The 19864-nt window shown below is 59.5% G+C and carries 16 protein-coding genes; all 16 read left to right on the top strand.

Annotated features, from left to right (window positions below; genetic code table 11):
- Window positions 1-8 precede the first annotated feature (8 nt).
- The 16 genes from rseP to ispD all read left to right on the top strand — a co-directional run bounded on the left by rseP (window position 9) and on the right by ispD (window position 19856).
- Window positions 9-1361 carry an RIP metalloprotease RseP gene (rseP, locus tag ACVWSC_RS22575; RefSeq protein ID WP_442109266.1) on the top strand — a complete coding sequence of 451 codons (1353 nt, stop codon included), beginning with the start codon at window positions 9-11 and terminating at the stop codon, window positions 1359-1361.
- Window positions 1362-1435: 74 nt separating this feature from the next.
- Entirely contained in the window at window positions 1436-3784 is a 2349-nt protein-coding gene (gene bamA, locus ACVWSC_RS22570; RefSeq protein ID WP_442109265.1) for an outer membrane protein assembly factor BamA, read from the top strand.
- Between the two features lie 44 nt (window positions 3785-3828).
- Window positions 3829-4332 carry an OmpH/Skp family outer membrane protein gene (locus tag ACVWSC_RS22565; protein WP_038996736.1) on the top strand — a complete coding sequence of 168 codons (504 nt, stop codon included), beginning with the start codon at window positions 3829-3831 and terminating at the stop codon, window positions 4330-4332.
- Between the two features lie 2 nt (window positions 4333-4334).
- On the top strand, window positions 4335-5390 hold the full coding sequence (gene lpxD, locus ACVWSC_RS22560) for a UDP-3-O-(3-hydroxymyristoyl)glucosamine N-acyltransferase (RefSeq protein WP_442114358.1): 1056 nt from the start codon (window positions 4335-4337) through the stop codon (window positions 5388-5390).
- A 110-nt stretch (window positions 5391-5500) separates the two neighbouring features.
- Window positions 5501-5941 carry a 3-hydroxyacyl-ACP dehydratase FabZ gene (fabZ, locus tag ACVWSC_RS22555; RefSeq protein WP_038613986.1) on the top strand — a complete coding sequence of 147 codons (441 nt, stop codon included), beginning with the start codon at window positions 5501-5503 and terminating at the stop codon, window positions 5939-5941.
- Complete coding sequence (gene lpxA / locus ACVWSC_RS22550; RefSeq protein ID WP_442109264.1) at window positions 5938-6714, top strand: acyl-ACP--UDP-N-acetylglucosamine O-acyltransferase; 777 nt, start codon at window positions 5938-5940, stop codon at window positions 6712-6714. Before fabZ ends, lpxA begins: the two co-directional genes overlap by 4 nt.
- Before the next feature lie 2 nt (window positions 6715-6716).
- The gene (lpxB, locus tag ACVWSC_RS22545) at window positions 6717-7844 is read left to right on the top strand and encodes a lipid-A-disaccharide synthase (RefSeq protein ID WP_442109263.1); all 1128 of its coding nucleotides are present in this window, start codon (window positions 6717-6719) and stop codon (window positions 7842-7844) included.
- Window positions 7845-8474 carry a ribonuclease HII gene (gene rnhB / locus ACVWSC_RS22540; RefSeq protein WP_442109262.1) on the top strand — a complete coding sequence of 210 codons (630 nt, stop codon included), beginning with the start codon at window positions 7845-7847 and terminating at the stop codon, window positions 8472-8474.
- 108 nt (window positions 8475-8582) lie between these two features.
- Complete coding sequence (gene dnaE / locus ACVWSC_RS22535; RefSeq protein ID WP_442109261.1) at window positions 8583-12104, top strand: DNA polymerase III subunit alpha; 3522 nt, start codon at window positions 8583-8585, stop codon at window positions 12102-12104.
- A gap of 98 nt (window positions 12105-12202) precedes the next feature.
- Window positions 12203-13150, top strand: coding sequence for an acetyl-CoA carboxylase carboxyltransferase subunit alpha (locus ACVWSC_RS22530; RefSeq protein ID WP_442109260.1), 948 nt, complete (start codon window positions 12203-12205; stop codon window positions 13148-13150).
- 71 nt (window positions 13151-13221) lie between these two features.
- Window positions 13222-14517 (top strand): tRNA lysidine(34) synthetase TilS, encoded by a 1296-nt coding sequence (gene tilS / locus ACVWSC_RS22525; protein ID WP_442109259.1) that lies wholly within the window; start codon window positions 13222-13224, stop codon window positions 14515-14517.
- A gap of 271 nt (window positions 14518-14788) precedes the next feature.
- Window positions 14789-16417 carry a CTP synthase gene (locus ACVWSC_RS22520; RefSeq protein ID WP_442109258.1) on the top strand — a complete coding sequence of 543 codons (1629 nt, stop codon included), beginning with the start codon at window positions 14789-14791 and terminating at the stop codon, window positions 16415-16417.
- Window positions 16418-16420: 3 nt separating this feature from the next.
- Window positions 16421-17266 (top strand): 3-deoxy-8-phosphooctulonate synthase, encoded by an 846-nt coding sequence (gene kdsA / locus ACVWSC_RS22515; RefSeq protein WP_442109257.1) that lies wholly within the window; start codon window positions 16421-16423, stop codon window positions 17264-17266.
- A gap of 154 nt (window positions 17267-17420) precedes the next feature.
- A complete protein-coding gene (gene eno, locus ACVWSC_RS22510; RefSeq protein ID WP_442109256.1) occupies window positions 17421-18710 on the top strand; it encodes a phosphopyruvate hydratase in 1290 nt (429 codons plus the stop codon).
- Between the two features lie 163 nt (window positions 18711-18873).
- Window positions 18874-19152: a cell division protein FtsB gene (gene ftsB / locus ACVWSC_RS22505; RefSeq protein ID WP_442109255.1), complete on the top strand. Its 279-nt coding sequence runs from the start codon at window positions 18874-18876 to the stop codon at window positions 19150-19152.
- Complete coding sequence (gene ispD, locus ACVWSC_RS22500; protein WP_442109254.1) at window positions 19149-19856, top strand: 2-C-methyl-D-erythritol 4-phosphate cytidylyltransferase; 708 nt, start codon at window positions 19149-19151, stop codon at window positions 19854-19856. Before ftsB ends, ispD begins: the two co-directional genes overlap by 4 nt.
- Window positions 19857-19864 lie beyond the last annotated feature (8 nt).

Genomic DNA, 19864 nt, shown 5'->3' with positions numbered 1-19864 from the left:
AGAAAGATATGAGTGCGCTCTACATGATTATCGGCACCCTGGTGGCATTGGGTGTGCTGGTCACCTTTCACGAATTCGGTCACTTCTGGGTGGCCCGGCGTTGTGGCGTCAAGGTGCTGCGTTTTTCCGTGGGTTTCGGCACGCCTTTGCTGCGCTGGCACGACCGTCATGGTACCGAATTCGTGGTGGCTGCCATTCCGCTGGGTGGCTACGTCAAGATGCTCGATGAGCGTGAGGGTGAAGTGCCGGTCGACCAGATCGAGCAATCATTCAATCGCAAGTCGGTGCGTCAGCGCATTGCAATCGTGGCGGCGGGGCCGATCGCCAACTTTCTCCTGGCGATTCTGTTCTTCTGGGTGCTGGCAATGCTTGGCACTCAACAGGAGCGTCCGGTCATCGGTGGTGTCGAGGCAGGCAGTATCGCCGAGGCCGCTGGGCTGAAAGCTGGCCAGGAAATTGTTTCCATTGATGGCAAGGCGACCACGGGTTGGTCGGCGGTCAACCTGCAGCTGATTCGTCGTCTGGGCGAGAGCGGCCAGTTGCACATCAATGTGCGCGAAGAGGGCGCGACCGTCGACAGCGCGCATGTGCTGACCCTGGATAATTGGCTCAAAGGTGCGGACGAGCCTGACCCAATTCGCTCCCTTGGCTTGCGTCTGTGGCGTCCGGCACTGTCGCCGGTGCTCGCTGAGCTGGACCCTAAAGGGCCCGCCAAGGCGGCTGGCCTGCAAACCGGTGACCGCCTGCTCAGCCTTGATGGTCAGGCCTTGAATGACTGGCAGCAGGTTGTCGACTCCGTGCGTGGCCGTGCTGGCAGCAAGGTCTTGCTGCAGGTCGAGCGTAACGGCGCGACCCTGGATATCCCGGTGACCCTGGCCACACGTGGTGAAGGTAAGTCGATCAGCGGTTATCTCGGGGCTGGCGTAAAGCCAGTTAAGTGGCCGGATGCCATGCTTCGCGAGGTGAGCTATGGGCCATTGGAGGCCGTAGGTGAGGGGCTTTCGCGCACTTGGAACATGAGTGTGCTGACCCTCGAATCGTTGAAGAAAATGCTGTTCGGCGAGCTCTCGGTAAAAAACTTGAGCGGACCGATAACCATTGCTAAAGTGGCGGGCGCTTCAGCCCAGTCAGGTGTTGGGGATTTCCTTAATTTCCTCGCCTACCTGAGCATTAGCCTGGGGGTTCTTAATTTGCTGCCCATTCCAGTACTGGATGGGGGGCATTTGCTGTTCTACCTGATTGAGTGGGCGCGTGGTCGTCCGCTTTCAGATCGGGTGCAAGGTTGGGGGGTCCAGATCGGTATCAGTTTGGTAGTCGGGGTGATGTTGCTTGCCCTGATAAACGATTTGGGTCGACTGTAAAGCTTCGCTCAATTGCGAACCTGCCGCGTCCCGCGGCGGGTCGTTTATTGCCAGTTGGAATAAGAAAGGACTTCATGAAACGTCTGCTGCTAACTGCGGTTCTCGCCGTACTGATGATCGCTGAAGTTCACGCCGAGTCCTTCACCATCTCCGATATTCGCGTCAATGGTCTGCAGCGGGTTTCCGCGGGCAGCGTTTTCGGTGCTTTGCCATTGAACGTCGGCGATGAGGCCGATGACCGTCGCCTGGTGGAATCCACTCGTGCGCTGTTCAAGACCGGTTTCTTCCAGGACATCCAACTGGGCCGTGACGGCAATGTCCTGATTATTACCGTAGTCGAGCGTCCTTCGGTGTCCAGCATCGAAATCGAAGGCAACAAGGCCATCAGCACCGAAGACCTGATGAAAGGTCTGAAACAATCGGGTCTGGCCGAAGGCGAGATCTTCCAGCGCGCCACCCTTGAAGGTGTGCGTAACGAACTGCAGCGCCAGTACGTTGCCCAGGGCCGCTACTCGGCAGAGGTCGACACCGAAGTCGTGCCGCAGCCACGTAACCGCGTAGGTCTGAAGATCAAGATCAACGAAGGCACGGTTGCTGCAATCCAGCACATCAACGTAGTTGGCAATACCGTCTTCCCTGAGGAAGACCTGGTCAACCTGTTCGAGCTGAAGACCACCAACTGGCTGTCGTTCTTCAAAAACGATGACAAGTATGCCCGTGAGAAACTTTCCGGTGACTTGGAGCGCCTGCGTTCCTACTACCTGGACCGCGGCTACATCAACATGGACATCGCCTCCACCCAGGTTTCGATCACGCCAGACAAGAAACACGTCTACATCACGGTCAACGTCAACGAAGGCGAGAAGTACACCGTTCGTGACGTAAAACTGTCCGGTGACCTCAAGGTGCCGGAAGACCAGGTCAAGTCGCTGATGCTGGTGCAGCCGGGCCAGGTGTTCTCGCGTAAGGTGATGACCACCACTTCCGAGCTGATCACCCGTCGTCTGGGTAACGAAGGCTATACCTTCGCCAACGTCAACGGCGTGCCACAGCCAAACGACGAAGACCACACTGTCGACATCACCTTCGTGGTCGATCCGGGCAAGCGTGCCTACGTCAACCGTATCAACTTCCGTGGCAACACCAAGTCTGAAGACGAAGTGCTGCGCCGTGAAATGCGTCAAATGGAAGGCGGCTGGGCTTCGACCTACCTGATCGACCAGTCCAAGACCCGTCTGGAGCGTCTGGGCTTCTTCAAGGAAGTCAACGTCGAGACCCCGGCCGTTCCGGGCACCGACGACCAGGTCGACGTCAACTACAGTGTTGAAGAGCAAGCCTCCGGTTCGATCACCGCCAGCGTCGGTTTCGCCCAGAGCGCCGGCCTGATCCTCGGTGGTTCGATCAGCCAGACCAACTTCCTCGGTACCGGTAACAAGGTGTCCATCGGCCTGACCCGCAGCGAATACCAGAGTCGCTACAACTTCGGCTTCGTTGACCCCTACTGGACTGCTGATGGCGTCAGCCTGGGTTACAACGCGTTCTATCGCACCACTGACTACGACGACCTCGACGTTGACGTTGCCAGCTATGCGGTCGACAGCCTGGGTGCAGGCGTCAGCGTGGGTTACCCGATCAGCGAAACCTCGCGCCTGACCTTCGGCCTGACGGCGCAGCAGGACGAGATCAAAACCGGTAAGTACACCGTTGACGAGATCTTTGATTTCGTTGAAGAAGAAGGCGACAAGTACCTGAACTTCAAGGCTTCGGCCGGTTGGTCCGAGTCGACCCTGAACAAGGGCGTGCTGGCTACCCGTGGTCACTCTCAAAGCCTGGTGCTTGAGGCAACCACCCCAGGCAGCGACTTGTCGTTCTTCAAACTCGACTACCGTGGTCAGCTGTTCAAGCCAATCACTAACGACTACACCCTGCGTCTGCACACTGAACTGGGCTATGGTGATGGTTTCGGTGGTACGTCGGGTCTGCCGTTCTACGAGAACTACTATGCCGGTGGTTTCAACTCGGTTCGTGGCTTCAAGGACAGCAGCTTGGGTCCGCGCAGTACGCCGAGTGACGGTCACAACCCGGGTACCGTCGCCGACCCGGATCAGGATCCGCTGCCGTTCGGTGGTAACGTCCTCGTCCAGGGTGGTGTAGAACTGTTGTTCCCGCTGCCGTTCGTCAAGGACCAACGCTCGCTGCGCACCTCGGTATTCTGGGATGTGGGTAACGTGTTCGATACCAACTGCGGCTCCCAGCCGGATTGCGAGAAGGTCGGCCTGTCGGGTCTGGCCAGCTCCGTCGGCCTGGGTGTGACCTGGATCACCGCGCTTGGTCCGTTGAGCTTCAGCCTGGCCATGCCAGTGAAGAAGCCGGACGAAGCCGATACCCAGGTGTTCCAATTCTCTCTGGGTCAGACCTTCTAAGGTCGGCCCTCTGCTAACGACATCGGATTCTGTAGGAGTGCATCGTGCGTAAGTTGACCCAACTGGCAGTACTGGCTGCGACCCTGATCGCAACCCCGGCTTTCGCCGAAATGAAAGTTGCCGTTCTGAACTATCAGATGGCACTGCTGGAGTCGGATGCGGCGAAGAAATACGCCGTTGATGCCGAGAAGAAATTCGGCCCACAGCTGACCAAGCTGAAGAACCTGGAAAGCAGCGCCAAGGGCATTGCCGACCGTATCCGTGCGGGTGGCGACAAAATGGCCCAGCCAGAGCGCGAGCGTCTGGAGCTTGAATACAAGCAGAAAGCCCGTGACTTCCAGTTCCAGTCCAAGGAGCTGAACGAGTCCAAGGCCGTTGCTGACCGTGAAATGCTCAAGCAGCTGAAGCCAAAGCTTGATGGCGCAGTTGAAGAAGTGATCAAGAAGGGCGGTTTCGACCTGGTGCTCGAGCGTGGCGCGGTGATTGATGTCAAACCTCAGTACGACATCACTCGCCAAGTCATCGAGCGCATGAACCAGTCCCGTTGAGCATGACTGTGACCATGAAACTCGGCCAGTTGGCCGAGTTCCTCGGCGCCACCTTGAGTGGCCCCGAGGAGCTGGAAATCACTGGCCTGGCAACCCTTCAGGAAGCCGGGCCGGGTCAATTGAGCTTTCTCGCCAATCCGCAGTACCGCAAGTACCTCGGTGACAGCCATGCCGCCGCTGTGCTGCTCAAGGCTGCCGATGCTGAGGGTTTTAGCGGCAACGCTCTGATCGTCCCTGACCCGTACCTTGCTTACGCACGTGTTTCTCACCTGTTTGATCCAAAGCCCAGGGCTGTAGCGGGAATTCATCCCAGCGCCGTGGTTGCTGACGATGCCCAGGTTGATGCCAGCGCCAGCGTTGGTGCCGGTGCGGTCATCGAAAGTGGTGCACAGATCGGGCCGGGCGTTACTATCGGCGCGCAGTGCTTCATCGGCGCCCGTTGCGTGATCGGTGAAGGTGGCTGGTTGGCCCCACGCGTTACGCTGTACCACGACGTGCGCATCGGTAAGCGCGTGGTCATTCAGTCTGGCGCGGTCATTGGCGGTGAAGGCTTCGGCTTTGCCAATGAAAAAGGTGTCTGGCAGAAGATTGCCCAGATCGGCGGTGTGAGCATCGGTGACGATGTCGAAATCGGTGTTAACACTGCAGTCGACCGTGGTGCCCTGGCTGATACCCGGATCGGTGATGGCGTCAAGCTCGACAACCAGATCCAGATCGCCCATAACGTACAGATTGGTGATCACACGGCAATGGCGGCCTGTGTCGGCATTTCCGGCAGTACCAAGATTGGCAAGCATTGCACCATCGCCGGCGGTGTTGGCATGGTGGGGCATATCGACGTCTGCGACGGCGTTTTCGTTTCTGGTATGACCATGGTCACGCGCTCGATCACCGAGCCTGGGGCTTATTCTTCCGGAACGGCAATGCAGCCGCTGGGCGAGTGGCGCAAAAGCGCTGCACGGATACGTCAGCTAGACGAGATGGCTAAACGCCTTCAACAGGTGGAAAAGCGTATCGAGGTCGTGACCTCAGGCAGCCAGACTTCATCAGAAGGCTGATACCATTTCCTGATCGAGAGTGAATAGCCACAGGCTGACTCTTTGATTTGCAAAAGGAGCGCCTGGCCAAAGCGGGCGCTCCCTATCTTTACTACAGGCTTCCCCCCGAAATGATGGACATCAACGAGATTCGCGAATACCTGCCTCACCGTTACCCGTTCCTGCTGGTGGACCGGGTAGTGGACCTGGACGTCGAGGCCCAGCGCATTCGTGCCTACAAGAATGTCAGCATCAACGAACCTTTCTTCAATGGTCACTTCCCGGCGCACCCGATCATGCCGGGCGTGCTGATCATCGAAGCCATGGCCCAGGCGGCCGGTATCCTTGGCTTCAAGATGCTCGACGTGAAACCGGCGGACGGTACCCTGTACTACTTCGTGGGTTCCGACAAACTGCGTTTCCGTCAGCCGGTGCTGCCAGGCGATCAACTGATCCTCGAGGCCAAGTTCATCAGCTGCAAGCGCCAGATCTGGAAGTTCGAGTGCCAGGCTTCGGTCGACGGCAAGCCGGTATGCTCGGCCGAGATCATCTGTGCGGAACGTAAACTATGAGTTTGATTGACCCTCGGGCAATCATCGATCCGTCGGCAAAGATTGCCGACGGCGTCGAAGTAGGCCCTTGGTCTATCGTCGGTCCGGACGTCGAGATCGGGGAGGGGACCGTCATCGGTCCGCATGTCATCCTCAAGGGACCAACCCGTATCGGTCGGCACAACCGCATCTACCAGTTTTCCTCGGTAGGTGAAGATACCCCCGACCTCAAGTACAAGGGTGAGCCAACGCGCCTGGTGATCGGTGACCACAATGTCATCCGTGAAGGCGTCACCATCCACCGTGGCACCGTGCAGGATCGTTCGGAAACCACGTTGGGCGATCACAACCTGATCATGGCCTACGCCCACATCGGCCATGACAGCGTCATCGGCAACCACTGCATTCTGGTCAATAACACCGCGTTGGCCGGGCATGTGCACGTTGATGACTGGGCAATCCTTTCCGGCTTTACCCTGGTGCATCAGTTCTGCCATATCGGCGCTCACAGCTTTTCCGGCATGGGTACCGCCATCGGCAAGGATGTACCGGCTTATGTCACGGTATTCGGTAACCCCGCCGAGGCCCGCAGCATGAACTTCGAGGGCATGCGCCGTCGTGGTTTCAGCGAAGAGGCAATTCACGCCCTGCGTCGTGCCTACAAGGTGGTTTACCGTCAGGGGCTTACTGTTGAACAAGCGATTGCCGAGCTGGCTGAGCCTGCCTCGCAGTTCCCTGAAGTCGACGTATTCCTCCAGTCGATCCAGAACTCTACCCGCGGCATCACGCGCTGATCATGGCTGAGTACTGTGTAGCGCTGGTGGCTGGCGAGGCCAGCGGCGATATTCTCGGTGCCGGACTGATGCGTGCGCTCAAGGCGCGCCATCCTCAGGTGCGTTTCATCGGTGTCGGCGGGCCGTTGATGCAGGCTGAAGGCCTGGTGTCTTACTTCCCCATGGAACGCCTGGCGGTGATGGGCCTGGTCGAGGTACTGGGGCGCCTGCGTGAGCTGCTCAAGCGCCGCAAGCTGCTGATCCAGACCCTGATCGAGGAGCGCCCGGACGTATTCATCGGTATCGATGCGCCCGACTTTACCCTCAACATCGAGCTGAACCTGCGCAAGGCCGGGATCAAGACCGTGCACTATGTCAGTCCATCGGTCTGGGCCTGGCGGCAGAAGCGTGTGCTGAAAATCCGTGAAGGCTGCGACTTGATGCTCACGCTGTTTCCCTTCGAGGCCAAGTTCTACGAAGAGAAGGGTGTGCCAGTGCGTTTTGTCGGCCATCCGCTGGCTGACAGCATTCCGCTTGAGGCTGATCGCCGGGCAGCACGTGAACAACTGGGGCTCAGTGACGGGCCGCTGGTGGCGTTGATGCCTGGCAGTCGCGGCGGGGAAGTGGGGCGTTTGGGCGCCTTGTTCCTCGATACCGCGCAGCGCTTGCGTGAATTGGTACCAGGCGTGCGTTTTGTCACGCCTTGTGCCAATGCCGAGCGTCGTGCGCAACTTGAACAGATGCTTGAAGGTCGCGACCTGCCCTTGACCCTGCTCGACGGACGCTCGCACCAGGCTTTGGCCGCTTGCGATGCGGTGTTGATCGCCTCGGGTACCGCGACCCTTGAGGCGTTGTTGTTCAAGCGCCCTATGGTGGTGGCCTACCGTTTGGCGCCGCTGACGTACTGGATTCTCAAACGCCTGGTCAAAAGCCCTTACGTGTCCCTGCCGAACCTGTTGGCACAGCGCATGCTGGTGCCCGAGTTGTTGCAGGAAGCGGCCACGCCTGAAGCCTTGGCCCAGACCCTGGCGCCGCTGGTCGAAGGTGGTGTGCAGCAGACTGAAGGTTTTGATCAGATTCACCGAACCCTGCGCCGCGATGCCTCTAATCAGGCAGCTGAAGCGGTGCTGGCCCTGCTGGAAAGCCGATAGATGCAAATGGGACTGGACTTCACGCTGGTCGAAGACCTGGTGGCCGGCGTCGATGAAGTCGGCCGTGGGCCGCTGTGTGGCGCAGTCGTAACCGCTGCGGTGATTCTCGATCCGCAGCGGCCGATTCTTGGCCTTAACGACTCGAAGAAGCTCACCGAGGCGCGCCGCGAAAAGCTGTTTGATGAAATTTGCGAAAAAGCCCTGAGCTTCTGCATTGCCCGCGCCGAAGTCGAGGAAATCGACGAGCTGAATATTCTGCACGCCACTATGCTGGCCATGCAGCGCGCGGTCGAAGGCCTGGATGTCACGCCGAAACTGGCGCTGATCGACGGTAATCGTTGCCCCAAGCTGTCGGTGCCTGCATCGCCAGTGGTCAAGGGGGATAGCCAGGTGCCGGCGATTGCTGCCGCTTCGATCCTCGCCAAAGTTACCCGTGACCGGGAAATGGCAGCGTTCGAGCTAATCTATCCGGGTTATGGCATCGGTGGGCACAAGGGGTATCCGACCCCGGTGCACCTTGAGGCGTTGGCGCGTCTGGGGCCGACACCGATTCATCGTCGCTCTTTCGCACCGGTGCGCGCTGCGCTGGAGGCACGGGAGGCGCTGAGTAACGGGTTCGCCGCAAGCTGACGTACCCGGACAAGTTTCAGTAGCCGGGATTACCCCGCGCTGGCTGATGTTTTCATCAAGGCCCGGTACAATCCGGGCCTTGTTGTTTTGTGCTGCTATAGGATCATCATGTCGGCTTCTTTCGTTCATCTTCGCCTGCACACTGAATTCTCGCTGGTCGATGGCCTGGTGCGGATCAAGCCGCTGGCCAAGGCATTGGCCGCGATGAACATGCCGGCGGTGGCGGTGACTGATCAGAGCAACATGTGTTCGCTGGTCAAGTTCTACAAAAACGCCATGGGCTCGGGGATCAAGCCGATCTGCGGTGCCGACCTGTGGCTGGCCAATGCCGATCCCGACGCGCCGCTGTCACGCATCTGCTTTCTGGCCATGGATGCAAAGGGCTATCGCAACCTGACCGAGTTGATCTCTCGCGGCTGGGTCGAAGGCCAGCGTAATGGCCTGGTGATTATCGAGCGTGACTGGATCCCAGCGGCCAGTGAGGGCCTGATCGCCCTGTCTGCGGGCAAAGAGGGCGATATCGGCATGGCGTTGCTCAGTGGCAACCTCGACGAAGCCCAGGCCTTGCTGCAAGACTGGATGGCGATGTTCCCAGAGCGCTTCTATGTCGAAGTGCAGCGCACCAACCGCGCCGGTGACGAAGAATACCTGCATGCCGCAGTGGCTCTGGCCGACAAGCTCAACGCGCCCTTGGTGGCGACCAACGATGTGCGTTTCATCAAGCAGTCGGACTACGACGCCCATGAAACCCGCGTATGCATCGGTGAAGGCCGCGCCCTGGACGACCCGCGCCGCTCGCGCAATTACAGTGATCAGCAATACCTGAAAAGCCCGGAAGAAATGGCCGAGCTGTTCAGCGATCTGCCTGACGCCGTGGCCAACACCGTGGAAATTGCCAAGCGTTGCAATATCCAGGTCCAGCTGGGCAAGCACTTCCTGCCGGACTTCCCCACCCCCAATGGCATGGGCATCGACGATTACCTGCGGCATGTCTCCCATGAAGGTCTGGAAGAGCGTCTGGCGGTGTTGTGGCCGAAAGACACCACGCCAAACTACGAAGAAAAACGTCAGGTTTACCTCGATCGCTTGAAGTTCGAGCTGGATATCATCATCCAGATGGGCTTCCCCGGTTACTTCCTGATCGTTATGGACTTCATCAAGTGGGCCAAGAACAACGGTGTGCCGGTAGGCCCGGGCCGGGGTTCGGGTGCCGGTTCGTTGGTCGCTTATGTATTGAAGATTACCGACCTCGATCCGCTGGCCTACGACCTGCTGTTCGAACGTTTCCTCAACCCCGAGCGGGTTTCCATGCCCGACTTCGACGTCGACTTCTGCATGGATGGCCGCGACCGGGTCATCGAGTACGTGGCCGACGCCTATGGCCGTAATGCGGTCAGCCAGATCATCACCTTCGGTACCATGGCCGCCAAGGCGGTGGTGCGCGACGTGGCGCGGGTACAAGGCAAGTCCTACGGCCTGGCTGATCGCCTGTCGAAAATGATCCCGTTCGAAGTCGGCATGACCCTGGAAAAGGCCTACGAGCAGGAGGAAGTGCTGCGCGACTTCCTCAAGACCGATGAGGATGCCAAGGAAATCTGGGACATGGCCCTCAAGCTTGAGGGTGTCTGTCGTGGTACCGGTAAGCACGCCGGTGGTGTGGTTATCGCGCCGACCAAGCTCACCGACTTCTCGCCGATCGCCTGTGATGAAGAGGGCGGCGGCCTGGTCACCCAGTTCGACAAGGATGATGTCGAGGCAGCGGGCCTGGTGAAGTTCGACTTTCTCGGCCTGCGGACCCTGACCATCATCAAGTGGGCGATGGAAACCATCAACCGCGAGCAGGCCAAGCAGGGCCTGGATGACCTGAACATCGACTTCATCCCGCTCGATGACAAGAAAACCTACGAGCTGCTGCAAAAGGCCGAAACCACGGCGGTATTCCAGCTTGAATCGCGGGGTATGAAAGAGCTGATCAAAAAGCTCAAGCCCGACTGCCTTGAAGACCTGATTGCACTGGTAGCACTGTTCCGTCCCGGCCCGCTGCAATCGGGCATGGTGGACGACTTCATCAACCGTAAGCACGGTCGCGCCGAGCTGGCTTACCCGCACCCGGACTACCAGTACGACGGCCTGCAGCCGGTACTGGCGCCGACCTACGGCATCATCCTGTATCAGGAACAGGTGATGCAGATTGCCCAGGTGATGGCTGGCTATACCCTGGGTGGCGCGGACATGCTGCGCCGGGCCATGGGTAAGAAAAAGCCCGAGGAAATGGCCAAGCAGCGTGGCGGCTTCATTGAGGGTTGTGCCAGCAACGGTATCGATGGCGACCTTGCGGGTAACATCTTCGATCTGGTAGAGAAATTCGCCGGTTACGGCTTCAACAAATCTCACTCCGCCGCCTATGGCCTGGTGTCGTACCAGACCGCCTGGCTGAAAACCCACTACCCGGCGCCGTTCATGGCTGCGGTACTGTCGGCGGATATGCACAACACCGACAAGGTCGTTACCTTGATCGAGGAAGTACGCAGCATGAAGCTGCGCCTCGATGCGCCAGACGTAAACACCTCCGACTTCAAATTCACGGTCAATGATGATGGTCGTATCGTCTATGGCCTGGGGGCGATCAAGGGCGTGGGTGAGGGGCCGGTAGAGGCCATTGTCGAAGCGCGCCAGGGCGGTCCGTTCAAGGATCTGTTTGATTTCTGTGAGCGCGTCGACCTCAAGCGCATCAACAAGCGCACCCTCGACGCGCTGGTGCGCAGTGGCGCCCTGGATCGCCTGGGGCCGTTTTTCCACGATGAGCTCAAGGCCTATCAGGCCAACATCGACCGCAACCGCGCGGTGTTGCTGGCAGCCATGGAAGAAGCGATCAAGTCTGCCGAACAAACCGCACGCACTGCCGACAGCGGGCATGCCGACTTGTTTGGCGGGTTGTTCGTTGAAGCCGATGCCGATGTCTATGCCAATCACCGCAAGGCCCGCGAACTGACGCTCAAGGAACGCTTGCGGGGTGAGAAAGACACCCTGGGCCTGTACCTGACCGGTCACCCGATTGACGAATATGAAGGTGAGATCCGCCGTTTCGCCCGCCAGCGCATCATCGACCTGAAACCGGCCCGCGATACCCAGACGGTCGCCGGGATGATCATTGCCCTGCGGGTGATGAAGAACAAAAAGGGCGACAAGATGGGTTTTGTCACCCTCGATGACCGCTCAGGCCGCATCGAGGCTTCGTTGTTCGCCGATGCCTTCATGGCCGCGCAGGCCTTGTTGCAGACCGACGCCATGGTGGTGGTCGAAGGCGAGGTCAGCAACGATGACTTCTCCGGCGGCCTGCGCTTGCGGGTCAAGCGGGTCATGAGCATGGAAGATGCGCGAACGAACCTGGCAGAAAGCTTGCGCCTGAAAATCCACCGCGACGCGCTCAAGGGCGATCGTCTTAACTGGTTGGGCGATCTGCTGCGCCAGCACCGGGGTGCTTGCCCGGTGACGATGGAGTACACCGGCAGCGATGCCCGGGCGATGCTGCAGTTTGGTGAAAGCTGGCGAATCGACCCGGCAGATGGTCTGATTCAGGCACTGCGTGACCAGTTCGGGCGTGAGAACGTCTTTTTGCAATATCGATGAATTTTTAATCTCGACCTGAATGCGCCTGATCCCTTAAGGTAGGGCGCCAAACGGATCAACCGGCCGGCCGCCTGGCCGTAGACCCTAGACGGATGCCTATGAACCCGAATTTTCTGGATTTCGAACAGCCGATTGCTGACCTGCAAGCCAAGATCGAAGAGCTGCGCCTGGTTGGCAATGACAACTCGCTGAACATCGGCGATGAAATCGCCCGTCTGCAAGACAAAAGCAGCACCTTGACCGAAAGCATCTTCGGTAACCTGACCAGCTGGCAGATCGCCCGCCTGGCGCGTCATCCACGTCGTCCATACACCCTGGACTACATCGACCACATCTTCACCGAGTTCGACGAGCTGCACGGTGATCGGCACTTCGCTGACGACGCCGCGATTGTCGGTGGTATCGCGCGTCTGGATGACAAACCAGTGATGGTGATCGGTCATCAGAAAGGCCGTGAAGTGCGTGAGAAAGTGCGCCGCAACTTCGGTATGCCGCGTCCGGAAGGCTACCGCAAGGCCTGCCGCCTGATGGAAATGGCTGAGCGTTTCAAGATGCCAATCCTCACCTTCATCGACACCCCGGGCGCTTACCCGGGTATCGACGCTGAAGAGCGTAACCAGAGCGAAGCGATTGCCTGGAACCTGCGGGTCATGGCGCGCCTGAAAACCCCGATCATCGCCACCGTTATCGGTGAGGGTGGTTCCGGCGGTGCGCTGGCCATTGGTGTATGCGACCAGTTGAACATGCTGCAGTACTCCACCTACTCGGTGATTTCGCCAGAAGGGTGCGCTTCGATCCTGTGGAAGACTGCCGAAAAAGCCTCTGACGCTGCCGAAGCCATGGGTATTACCGCCGAGCGCCTGAAAGGCCTGGGTATCGTTGACAAGGTCATCCCTGAGCCGCTGGGTGGTGCCCACCGTGATCCGGCTAAAATGTCGGCGTCCATTCGTGGTGATCTGATCGAGCAGCTGGACATGCTCAAGAAGTTCGACAACGACGCGCTGCTCAAGCGCCGTTATGACCGTCTGATGAGCTACGGGCTCTGATTTGAGGTCATCGCGGGGCAAGCCCGCTCCCACGGTGGGAGTGGGCTTGCCCCGCGATCGGTTGCAAACCGATGATCGATCTCAAGCGCGTACTATCCCCCTGGCTCCAGGCCCCCGCCTGGTGCGTCGCCCTCTCTGGCGGCCTCGACTCCACAGTGCTCCTGCACCTGTTGGCCAGCCTGTCCCGCCAACATCCCCTGCCTGCGATCCGCGCCATCCACATCCACCACGGCCTGCAAGCGGCTGCTGATGCCTGGCCAGCCCATTGCCAGCGGCTGTGCGACGATCTTGGCATCGAACTACAGATCATCCACGTCAAGGTCAGCCTGGGTGCCAGCCTGGAGCAGGGTGCCCGCGAGGCGCGTTATGCGGCCTTCGCTGATGCCCTGCGTCCGGGCGAAGTGCTGTTGACCGGGCAGCACCGTGAAGACCAGGCTGAAACCCTGTTGTTTCGCTTGCTGCGTGGTGCCGGGTTGCGTGGCTTGGCGGCGATGCCTGAGCAGCGCCCGCTCGGTCAGGGGGAGCTGGTTCGGCCGCTGCTTGGCGTCGCACGCGAAGAGCTGCGGCGTTATGCTCAGGCACAGCGTCTGCTGTGGGTTGAGGATCCGTCCAACGACGACCTGCAGTTTTCCCGCAACTACCTGCGTCATCAGGTGTTCCCGGCACTGCTGCACCGTTGGCCGCAGGCGGCGCAAAGCCTGGCGCGAAGTGCAGAGCACTTGAGTGAGGCGCAAGGCCTGCTGGATGAATTGGCAATTCAGGATCTGGCACTGGCGGCTTCCGCGAGCCCTTTCGACTGGCTCGGCCTCGATTCGCTGGACCTGGACGTGCTGCGCCAGTTGTCGCCTGCCCGTCAGCGCAACGCCCTGCAGTTCTGGCTGGCGCAACGCACGCGTTTGCCCGATACCCGGCATTGGGCCGGCTGGGAGGCACTGCGTGATGCAGCATCCGACGGGCGGCCACGATGGCGTCTGACCGACGGCGAGCTGCATCGCAGTCACTCACGCATCTGGTGGCTGGCTGGGCCCTGGCTGAGTGCGCCGCAGGCGCCGCAACACTGGGCCGATCCGGCTACGCCGCTGGCGCTGAGTGATAATGGCAGCGTCAGCCTCAGCGGCACGTTGCCGCAGGGGGCGTTGCACATTGCCTATCGGCAGGGGGGCGAAACCCTGACGATTCAGGGGCGGGGCCAGCGTGATCTCAAGCGCCTGCTCAACGAGCTGCAGCTACCGGCATTCGTCCGTGGCCGCCTGCCTTTGCTCTATTGTGGCGAGCAGTTGCTGGCAGTGGCCAACCTGCCGCAACTGAGCCAGGGAGCCTGGCAATTGCAGTGGTGTGTACCGACGAGCGCGCAAGGTTTGAGATGAAAGGCACATTCCGGTAGACTACGCTCCCTTCTTGATACAACTTCTGTGGCTTCCCTGAAATCACGGCAGTTGCCGATTACCAAGCAGTTCTTTGCTGGGCGATTCTAAAAATGTGTAGCGAGCTCCGTACCGGGTCTATAGCCCCCGGTCTGTCCAGACGCGGCAGTTTTTTAAGTAGCACTGTGATTGACGCAGGTGATCGGGGGCTTCGGCCTTCCTTCGCTTTCCCCGGCGGCGCAGACCGCTTTAACGCAGACTTCTAGGGTTTTACATGACGCGCTACATATTCGTCACGGGCGGTGTTGTTTCTTCATTGGGGAAAGGCATTGCCTCGGCTTCATTGGCGGCCATCCTGGAGGCGCGGGGGCTCAAGGTCACCATGCTCAAGCTGGACCCGTACATCAACGTCGACCCGGGCACCATGAGCCCGTTCCAGCACGGTGAAGTGTTCGTTACCCACGACGGCGCCGAAACCGACCTGGACCTGGGCCACTACGAGCGGTTCATCCGCACGACCATGACCCAGAACAACAACTTCACCACCGGCCGTATCTACGAGCACGTGCTGCGCAAAGAGCGCCGTGGTGATTACCTGGGTGCGACCATCCAGGTCATTCCGCACATCACCGACGAGATCAAGCGCCGCATCATCAAGGGTGCTGGCGATGCCGACGTGGCCCTGGTGGAAATCGGCGGTACTGTAGGTGACATCGAGTCGCAACCGTTCCTCGAAGCAATCCGTCAGCTGCGCGTTGAAGTAGGCTCCAAGCGCGCCATGCTCATGCACCTGACGCTGGTGCCGTACATCGCCACCGCTGGCGAGACCAAAACCAAGCCGACTCAGCACTCGGTCAAAGAGCTGCGCTCCATCGGCCTGCAGCCTGATGTGCTGATCTGCCGCTCCGACCATCCGGTCGATGTGTCGTCGCGTCGCAAGATCGCCCTGTTCACCAACGTTGAAGAACGTGCGGTGATTTCGCTGGAAGACGTCGACACCATCTACAAGATTCCTGCCGTGCTGCACGCCCAGGGCCTGGACGACTTCGTCGTAGAGCGCTTTGGCCTGCAGTGCAATGGCGCTGACTTGTCCGAGTGGGAAAAGGTGGTTGATGCCAAGCTCAATCCTGAGCATGAAGTCACCATCGCCATGGTCGGCAAGTACATGGAACTGCTGGACGCCTACAAGTCGCTGATCGAAGCGATGAGCCATGCCGGTATCCAGAACCGTACCAAGGTCAACCTGCGTTACATCGACTCCGAAGACATCGAGAACCAGGGCACCAGCCTGCTCGAAGGTGCCGATGCGATCCTGGTACCGGGCGGCTTTGGCCTGCGCGGTGTCGAAGGCAAGATCACTGCCGTGCAATATGCTCGCGAGAACAAGGTTCCGTACCTGGGTATCTGCCTGGGCATGCAGGTCGCTGTGATCGAGTTCGCCCGTAACGTCATGGGCTGGAAAGATGCCAACTCCACCGAGTTCGATCGCAACAGCGGTCACCCGGTAGTGGGTCTGATCACCGAGTGGGAAGATGCCACCGGCGCTGTTGAGACCCGTGACGAAGCCTCCGACCTGGGCGGCACCATGCGTCTGGGCGCTCAGGAGTGCCAGCTGGAAAGCGGCTCCAAAGTCCACGATTGCTACGCCAAGGACGTGATCGTCGAGCGTCATCGTCATCGTTACGAAGTGAACAACAAACTGCTGCCACAGCTGGTCGAAGCGGGCCTGAAGGTTTCTGGTCGTTCCGGCGACGGCGCGCTGGTCGAAGTGGTCGAGTCGAAGGATCATCCGTGGTTCGTCGCTTGCCAGTTCCACCCTGAGTTCACCTCGACGCCGCGTGACGGTCACCCGCTGTTCAGCGGTTTCGTCAAGGCTGCATTGGCTCAAAAGAACAAGGCCTGATACATGACTCAGAAGATCATCCGCGTCGGTAACATCGAGATCGCCAACGACAAGCCGTTCGTTCTGTTCGGCGGCATGAACGTGCTGGAGTCCCGTGACCTGGCTATGAAGGTCTGCGAAGAGTACGTGCGGGTTACCGAGAAGCTCGGTATCCCTTACGTGTTCAAGGCCAGCTTCGACAAGGCCAACCGTTCGTCGATCAACTCTTACCGTGGCCCAGGCCTGGAAGAGGGGATGAAGATCTTCGAAGAGATCAAGCGCACCTTCAACGTGCCCGTGATTACCGATGTGCACGAGCCGCACCAGGCGCAAGCCGTGGCAGACGTGTGCGACATCATCCAGTTGCCTGCCTTCCTGTCGCGTCAAACCGACCTGGTGGTGGCCATGGCCAAAACGGGCGCAGTGATCAACATCAAGAAAGCCCAGTTCCTCGCACCTCAGGAAATGAAACACATCCTGACCAAGTGCGAGGAAGCCGGTAACGAGCAGTTGATCCTCTGTGAGCGTGGCTCGAGCTTTGGCTACAACAACCTTGTGGTTGACATGCTCGGCTTCGGTATCATGAAGCAGTTCCAATACCCGGTGTTCTTCGACGTGACCCACGCCCTGCAGATGCCGGGTGGTCGCTCCGATTCCGCCGGTGGCCGCCGTGCCCAGGTTACCGACCTGGCCAAGGCCGGTCTGAGCCAGGGCCTGGCCGGGCTTTTCCTTGAAGCCCACCCTGACCCGGACAACGCCAAGTGCGACGGTCCATGCGCCCTGCGCCTGGACAAACTGGAGCCATTCCTGGCCCAGCTCAAGCAACTGGACGATCTGGTGAAGAGTTTTCCGACGGTAGAAACCGCGTAATCCTCATTTCTCCGGTAAAGTACCGCTCGTTCAACCCCTGACCCACGGGTCAGGGGCACGCTTTCGTCAGGCCTGCCCGTTTTCAACAGCCAGGCGAACGGCAAAGATTTTTTTCAGCTGCGTTGTTTTCGTCAATTCTGGAGTGCTTACAACAATGGCAAAAATCGTCGACATCAAAGGTCGTGAAGTTCTCGATTCGCGTGGTAACCCTACCGTAGAAGCGGACGTGCTGCTCGACAACGGCATCATCGGCAGCGCCTGCGCGCCGTCCGGTGCTTCCACTGGCTCGCGCGAAGCGCTGGAGCTGCGTGATGGCGACAAGAGCCGTTACATGGGTAAGGGCGTACTGAAAGCTGTTGCCAACATCAACGGCCCGATCCGTAGCCTGCTGCTGGGTAAAGATCCGGTTGACCAGAAAGCCCTCGACCGCGCCATGATCGAGCTGGACGGCACCGAGAACAAAGCCAACCTGGGCGCTAACGCCATCCTCGCCGTGTCGCTGGCTGCTGCCAAGGCCGCTGCACAGGATCAGGACTTGCCGCTGTACGCGCACATCGCCAACCTCAACGGCACCCCGGGTCAGTACTCGATGCCGGTTCCGATGATGAACATCATCAACGGTGGCGAGCACGCCGACAACAACGTCGACATTCAGGAGTTCATGGTTCAGCCGGTTGGCGCCAAGACCTTCTCGGATGGCCTGCGCATGGGCACCGAAATTTTCCATCACCTCAAAGCCGTGCTCAAGGCCCGTGGCCTGAACACCGCTGTAGGTGACGAAGGTGGTTTCGCACCTAACCTGGCTTCCAACGAAGACGCCCTGGGCGCCATCGCTGAAGCTGTGGCCAACGCTGGTTACAAGCTGGGCACCGACGTGACCCTGGCACTGGACTGCGCGGCCAGCGAATTCTACGAAGACGGCAAGTACAACCTGTCCGGCGAAGGCAAGTCGTTCGACGCCGAAGGTTTTGCCGAGTACCTGAAGGGTCTGACCGAGCGTTTCCCGATCATCTCGATCGAAGACGGTCTGGACGAGTCCGACTGGGCTGGCTGGAAGATCCTCACCGACAAGATCGGTGCCAAGGTACAACTGGTCGGTGACGACCTGTTCGTGACCAACACCAAGATCTTGAAAGAAGGCATCGACAAGCAGATCGGCAACTCGATCCTGATCAAGTTCAACCAGATCGGCTCGCTGACCGAAACCCTGGAAGCCATCCAGATGGCCAAGGCTGCCGGTTACACTGCCGTCATCTCGCACCGTTCGGGCGAAACCGAAGATTCGACCATTGCCGACCTCGCTGTAGGTACCGCTGCTGGCCAGATCAAAACCGGTTCGCTGTGCCGTTCCGACCGCGTTTCCAAGTACAACCAGCTGCTGCGTATCGAAGAGCAACTGGGCAGCAAGGCTGTGTACCGTGGTCGTGCCGAGTTTCGCGGCTAAGCAAGAGATGGTAAAAAGACAGCAGCCAAGGTGTGCAGAACAACCATACTGAGTGTTCTGCATGCCATTGCAGCAGGTCTGAATACACAAAGCCTGGCTTCGGCCAGGCTTCGTGCCATCAGTGCCCTGCAGAGGTGGCAGTCTTTTTCCACTGGATACCCTGATGCGCAGTCCCTATTGGTTGTTCCTCGTTCTGCTCCTGCTGCTCGGTGGCCTGCAGTACCGTTTGTGGGTAGGCAATGGCAGCCTGGCCCATGTCGCCGAACTCAAGCAACAGATTGCTGACCAGCACGCCGAAAACGAGCGTTTGCTGGAGCGTAATCGCGTGCTTGATGCAGAAGTCATGGAGTTGAAGAAAGGTATGGAAACCGTCGAAGAACGGGCTCGCCATGAATTGGGTATGGTCAAAGAGGGCGAAACCCTCTACCAGCTTGCCCAATGAACCAGACCTTGCCGGCCTTCTGGGCCGTGATTCCCGCTGCGGGTGTTGGTGCCCGCATGGCTGCCGACCGTCCCAAGCAGTACCTGCAGTTGGGCGGCAAGACCATTCTCGAGCATAGCCTCGACTGTTTTCTTGACCATCCCTGTGTCAAAGGGGTGGTAGTCAGCGTTGCTGCTGACGATCCTTACTGGCCGGGCTTGCGCTGTGCCAGTGACCCGCGCATCCAGCGTGCCGCTGGTGGCCAGGAGCGCGCAGACTCGGTGCTCAACGCCTTGCTGTTGCTGCACGCCCAAGGCGCTGCCGACAGTGACTGGGTGCTGGTGCACGACGCCGCTCGCCCGAACCTGGCGCGCAGCGACCTCGACCGCTTGCTGTTCGAGCTTGCGGACGATCCAGTTGGTGGGCTGTTGGCCGTGCCGGCCCGCGACACGCTCAAGCGTGCCAACGCCGATGGCCGGGTCAGCAAGACCATTGATCGCAGCACGGTATGGCAGGCGTATACCCCGCAGATGTTCCGCCTTGGCGCGCTGCACCGGGCGCTGGCCGATAGCCTGGTGGCGGATGTGGCAATCACCGATGAGTCATCGGCGATCGAATGGGCCGGGCAATCACCGCGGTTGATCGAAGGGCGTAGCGATAACATCAAGGTCACCCGGCCGGAAGACCTGGAGTGGTTGCGTCAGCGTTGGAGTCAGCGTAAGTAATCGCGGGC

This window comes from Pseudomonas sp. NUPR-002, from assembly GCF_056322725.1.
This window is presented reverse-complemented; position numbering and strand designations above follow the sequence as displayed.

Bases quoted from the DNA above. Each gene is read 5' to 3' on its own strand.
- rseP (WP_442109266.1), top strand. From the start codon at position 9: ATGAGTGCGCTCTACATGATTATCGGCACCCTGGTGGCATTGGGTGTG.
- bamA (WP_442109265.1), top strand. From the start codon at position 1,436: ATGAAACGTCTGCTGCTAACTGCGGTTCTCGCCGTACTGATGATCGCT.
- lpxD (WP_442114358.1), top strand. From the start codon at position 4,335: ATGACTGTGACCATGAAACTCGGCCAGTTGGCCGAGTTCCTCGGCGCC.
- fabZ (WP_038613986.1), top strand. From the start codon at position 5,501: ATGATGGACATCAACGAGATTCGCGAATACCTGCCTCACCGTTACCCG.
- lpxA (WP_442109264.1), top strand. From the start codon at position 5,938: ATGAGTTTGATTGACCCTCGGGCAATCATCGATCCGTCGGCAAAGATT.
- lpxB (WP_442109263.1), top strand. From the start codon at position 6,717: ATGGCTGAGTACTGTGTAGCGCTGGTGGCTGGCGAGGCCAGCGGCGAT.
- rnhB (WP_442109262.1), top strand. From the start codon at position 7,845: ATGCAAATGGGACTGGACTTCACGCTGGTCGAAGACCTGGTGGCCGGC.
- dnaE (WP_442109261.1), top strand. From the start codon at position 8,583: ATGTCGGCTTCTTTCGTTCATCTTCGCCTGCACACTGAATTCTCGCTG.
- ACVWSC_RS22530 (WP_442109260.1), top strand. From the start codon at position 12,203: ATGAACCCGAATTTTCTGGATTTCGAACAGCCGATTGCTGACCTGCAA.
- tilS (WP_442109259.1), top strand. From the start codon at position 13,222: ATGATCGATCTCAAGCGCGTACTATCCCCCTGGCTCCAGGCCCCCGCC.
- ACVWSC_RS22520 (WP_442109258.1), top strand. From the start codon at position 14,789: ATGACGCGCTACATATTCGTCACGGGCGGTGTTGTTTCTTCATTGGGG.
- kdsA (WP_442109257.1), top strand. From the start codon at position 16,421: ATGACTCAGAAGATCATCCGCGTCGGTAACATCGAGATCGCCAACGAC.
- eno (WP_442109256.1), top strand. From the start codon at position 17,421: ATGGCAAAAATCGTCGACATCAAAGGTCGTGAAGTTCTCGATTCGCGT.
- ftsB (WP_442109255.1), top strand. From the start codon at position 18,874: ATGCGCAGTCCCTATTGGTTGTTCCTCGTTCTGCTCCTGCTGCTCGGT.
- ispD (WP_442109254.1), top strand. From the start codon at position 19,149: ATGAACCAGACCTTGCCGGCCTTCTGGGCCGTGATTCCCGCTGCGGGT.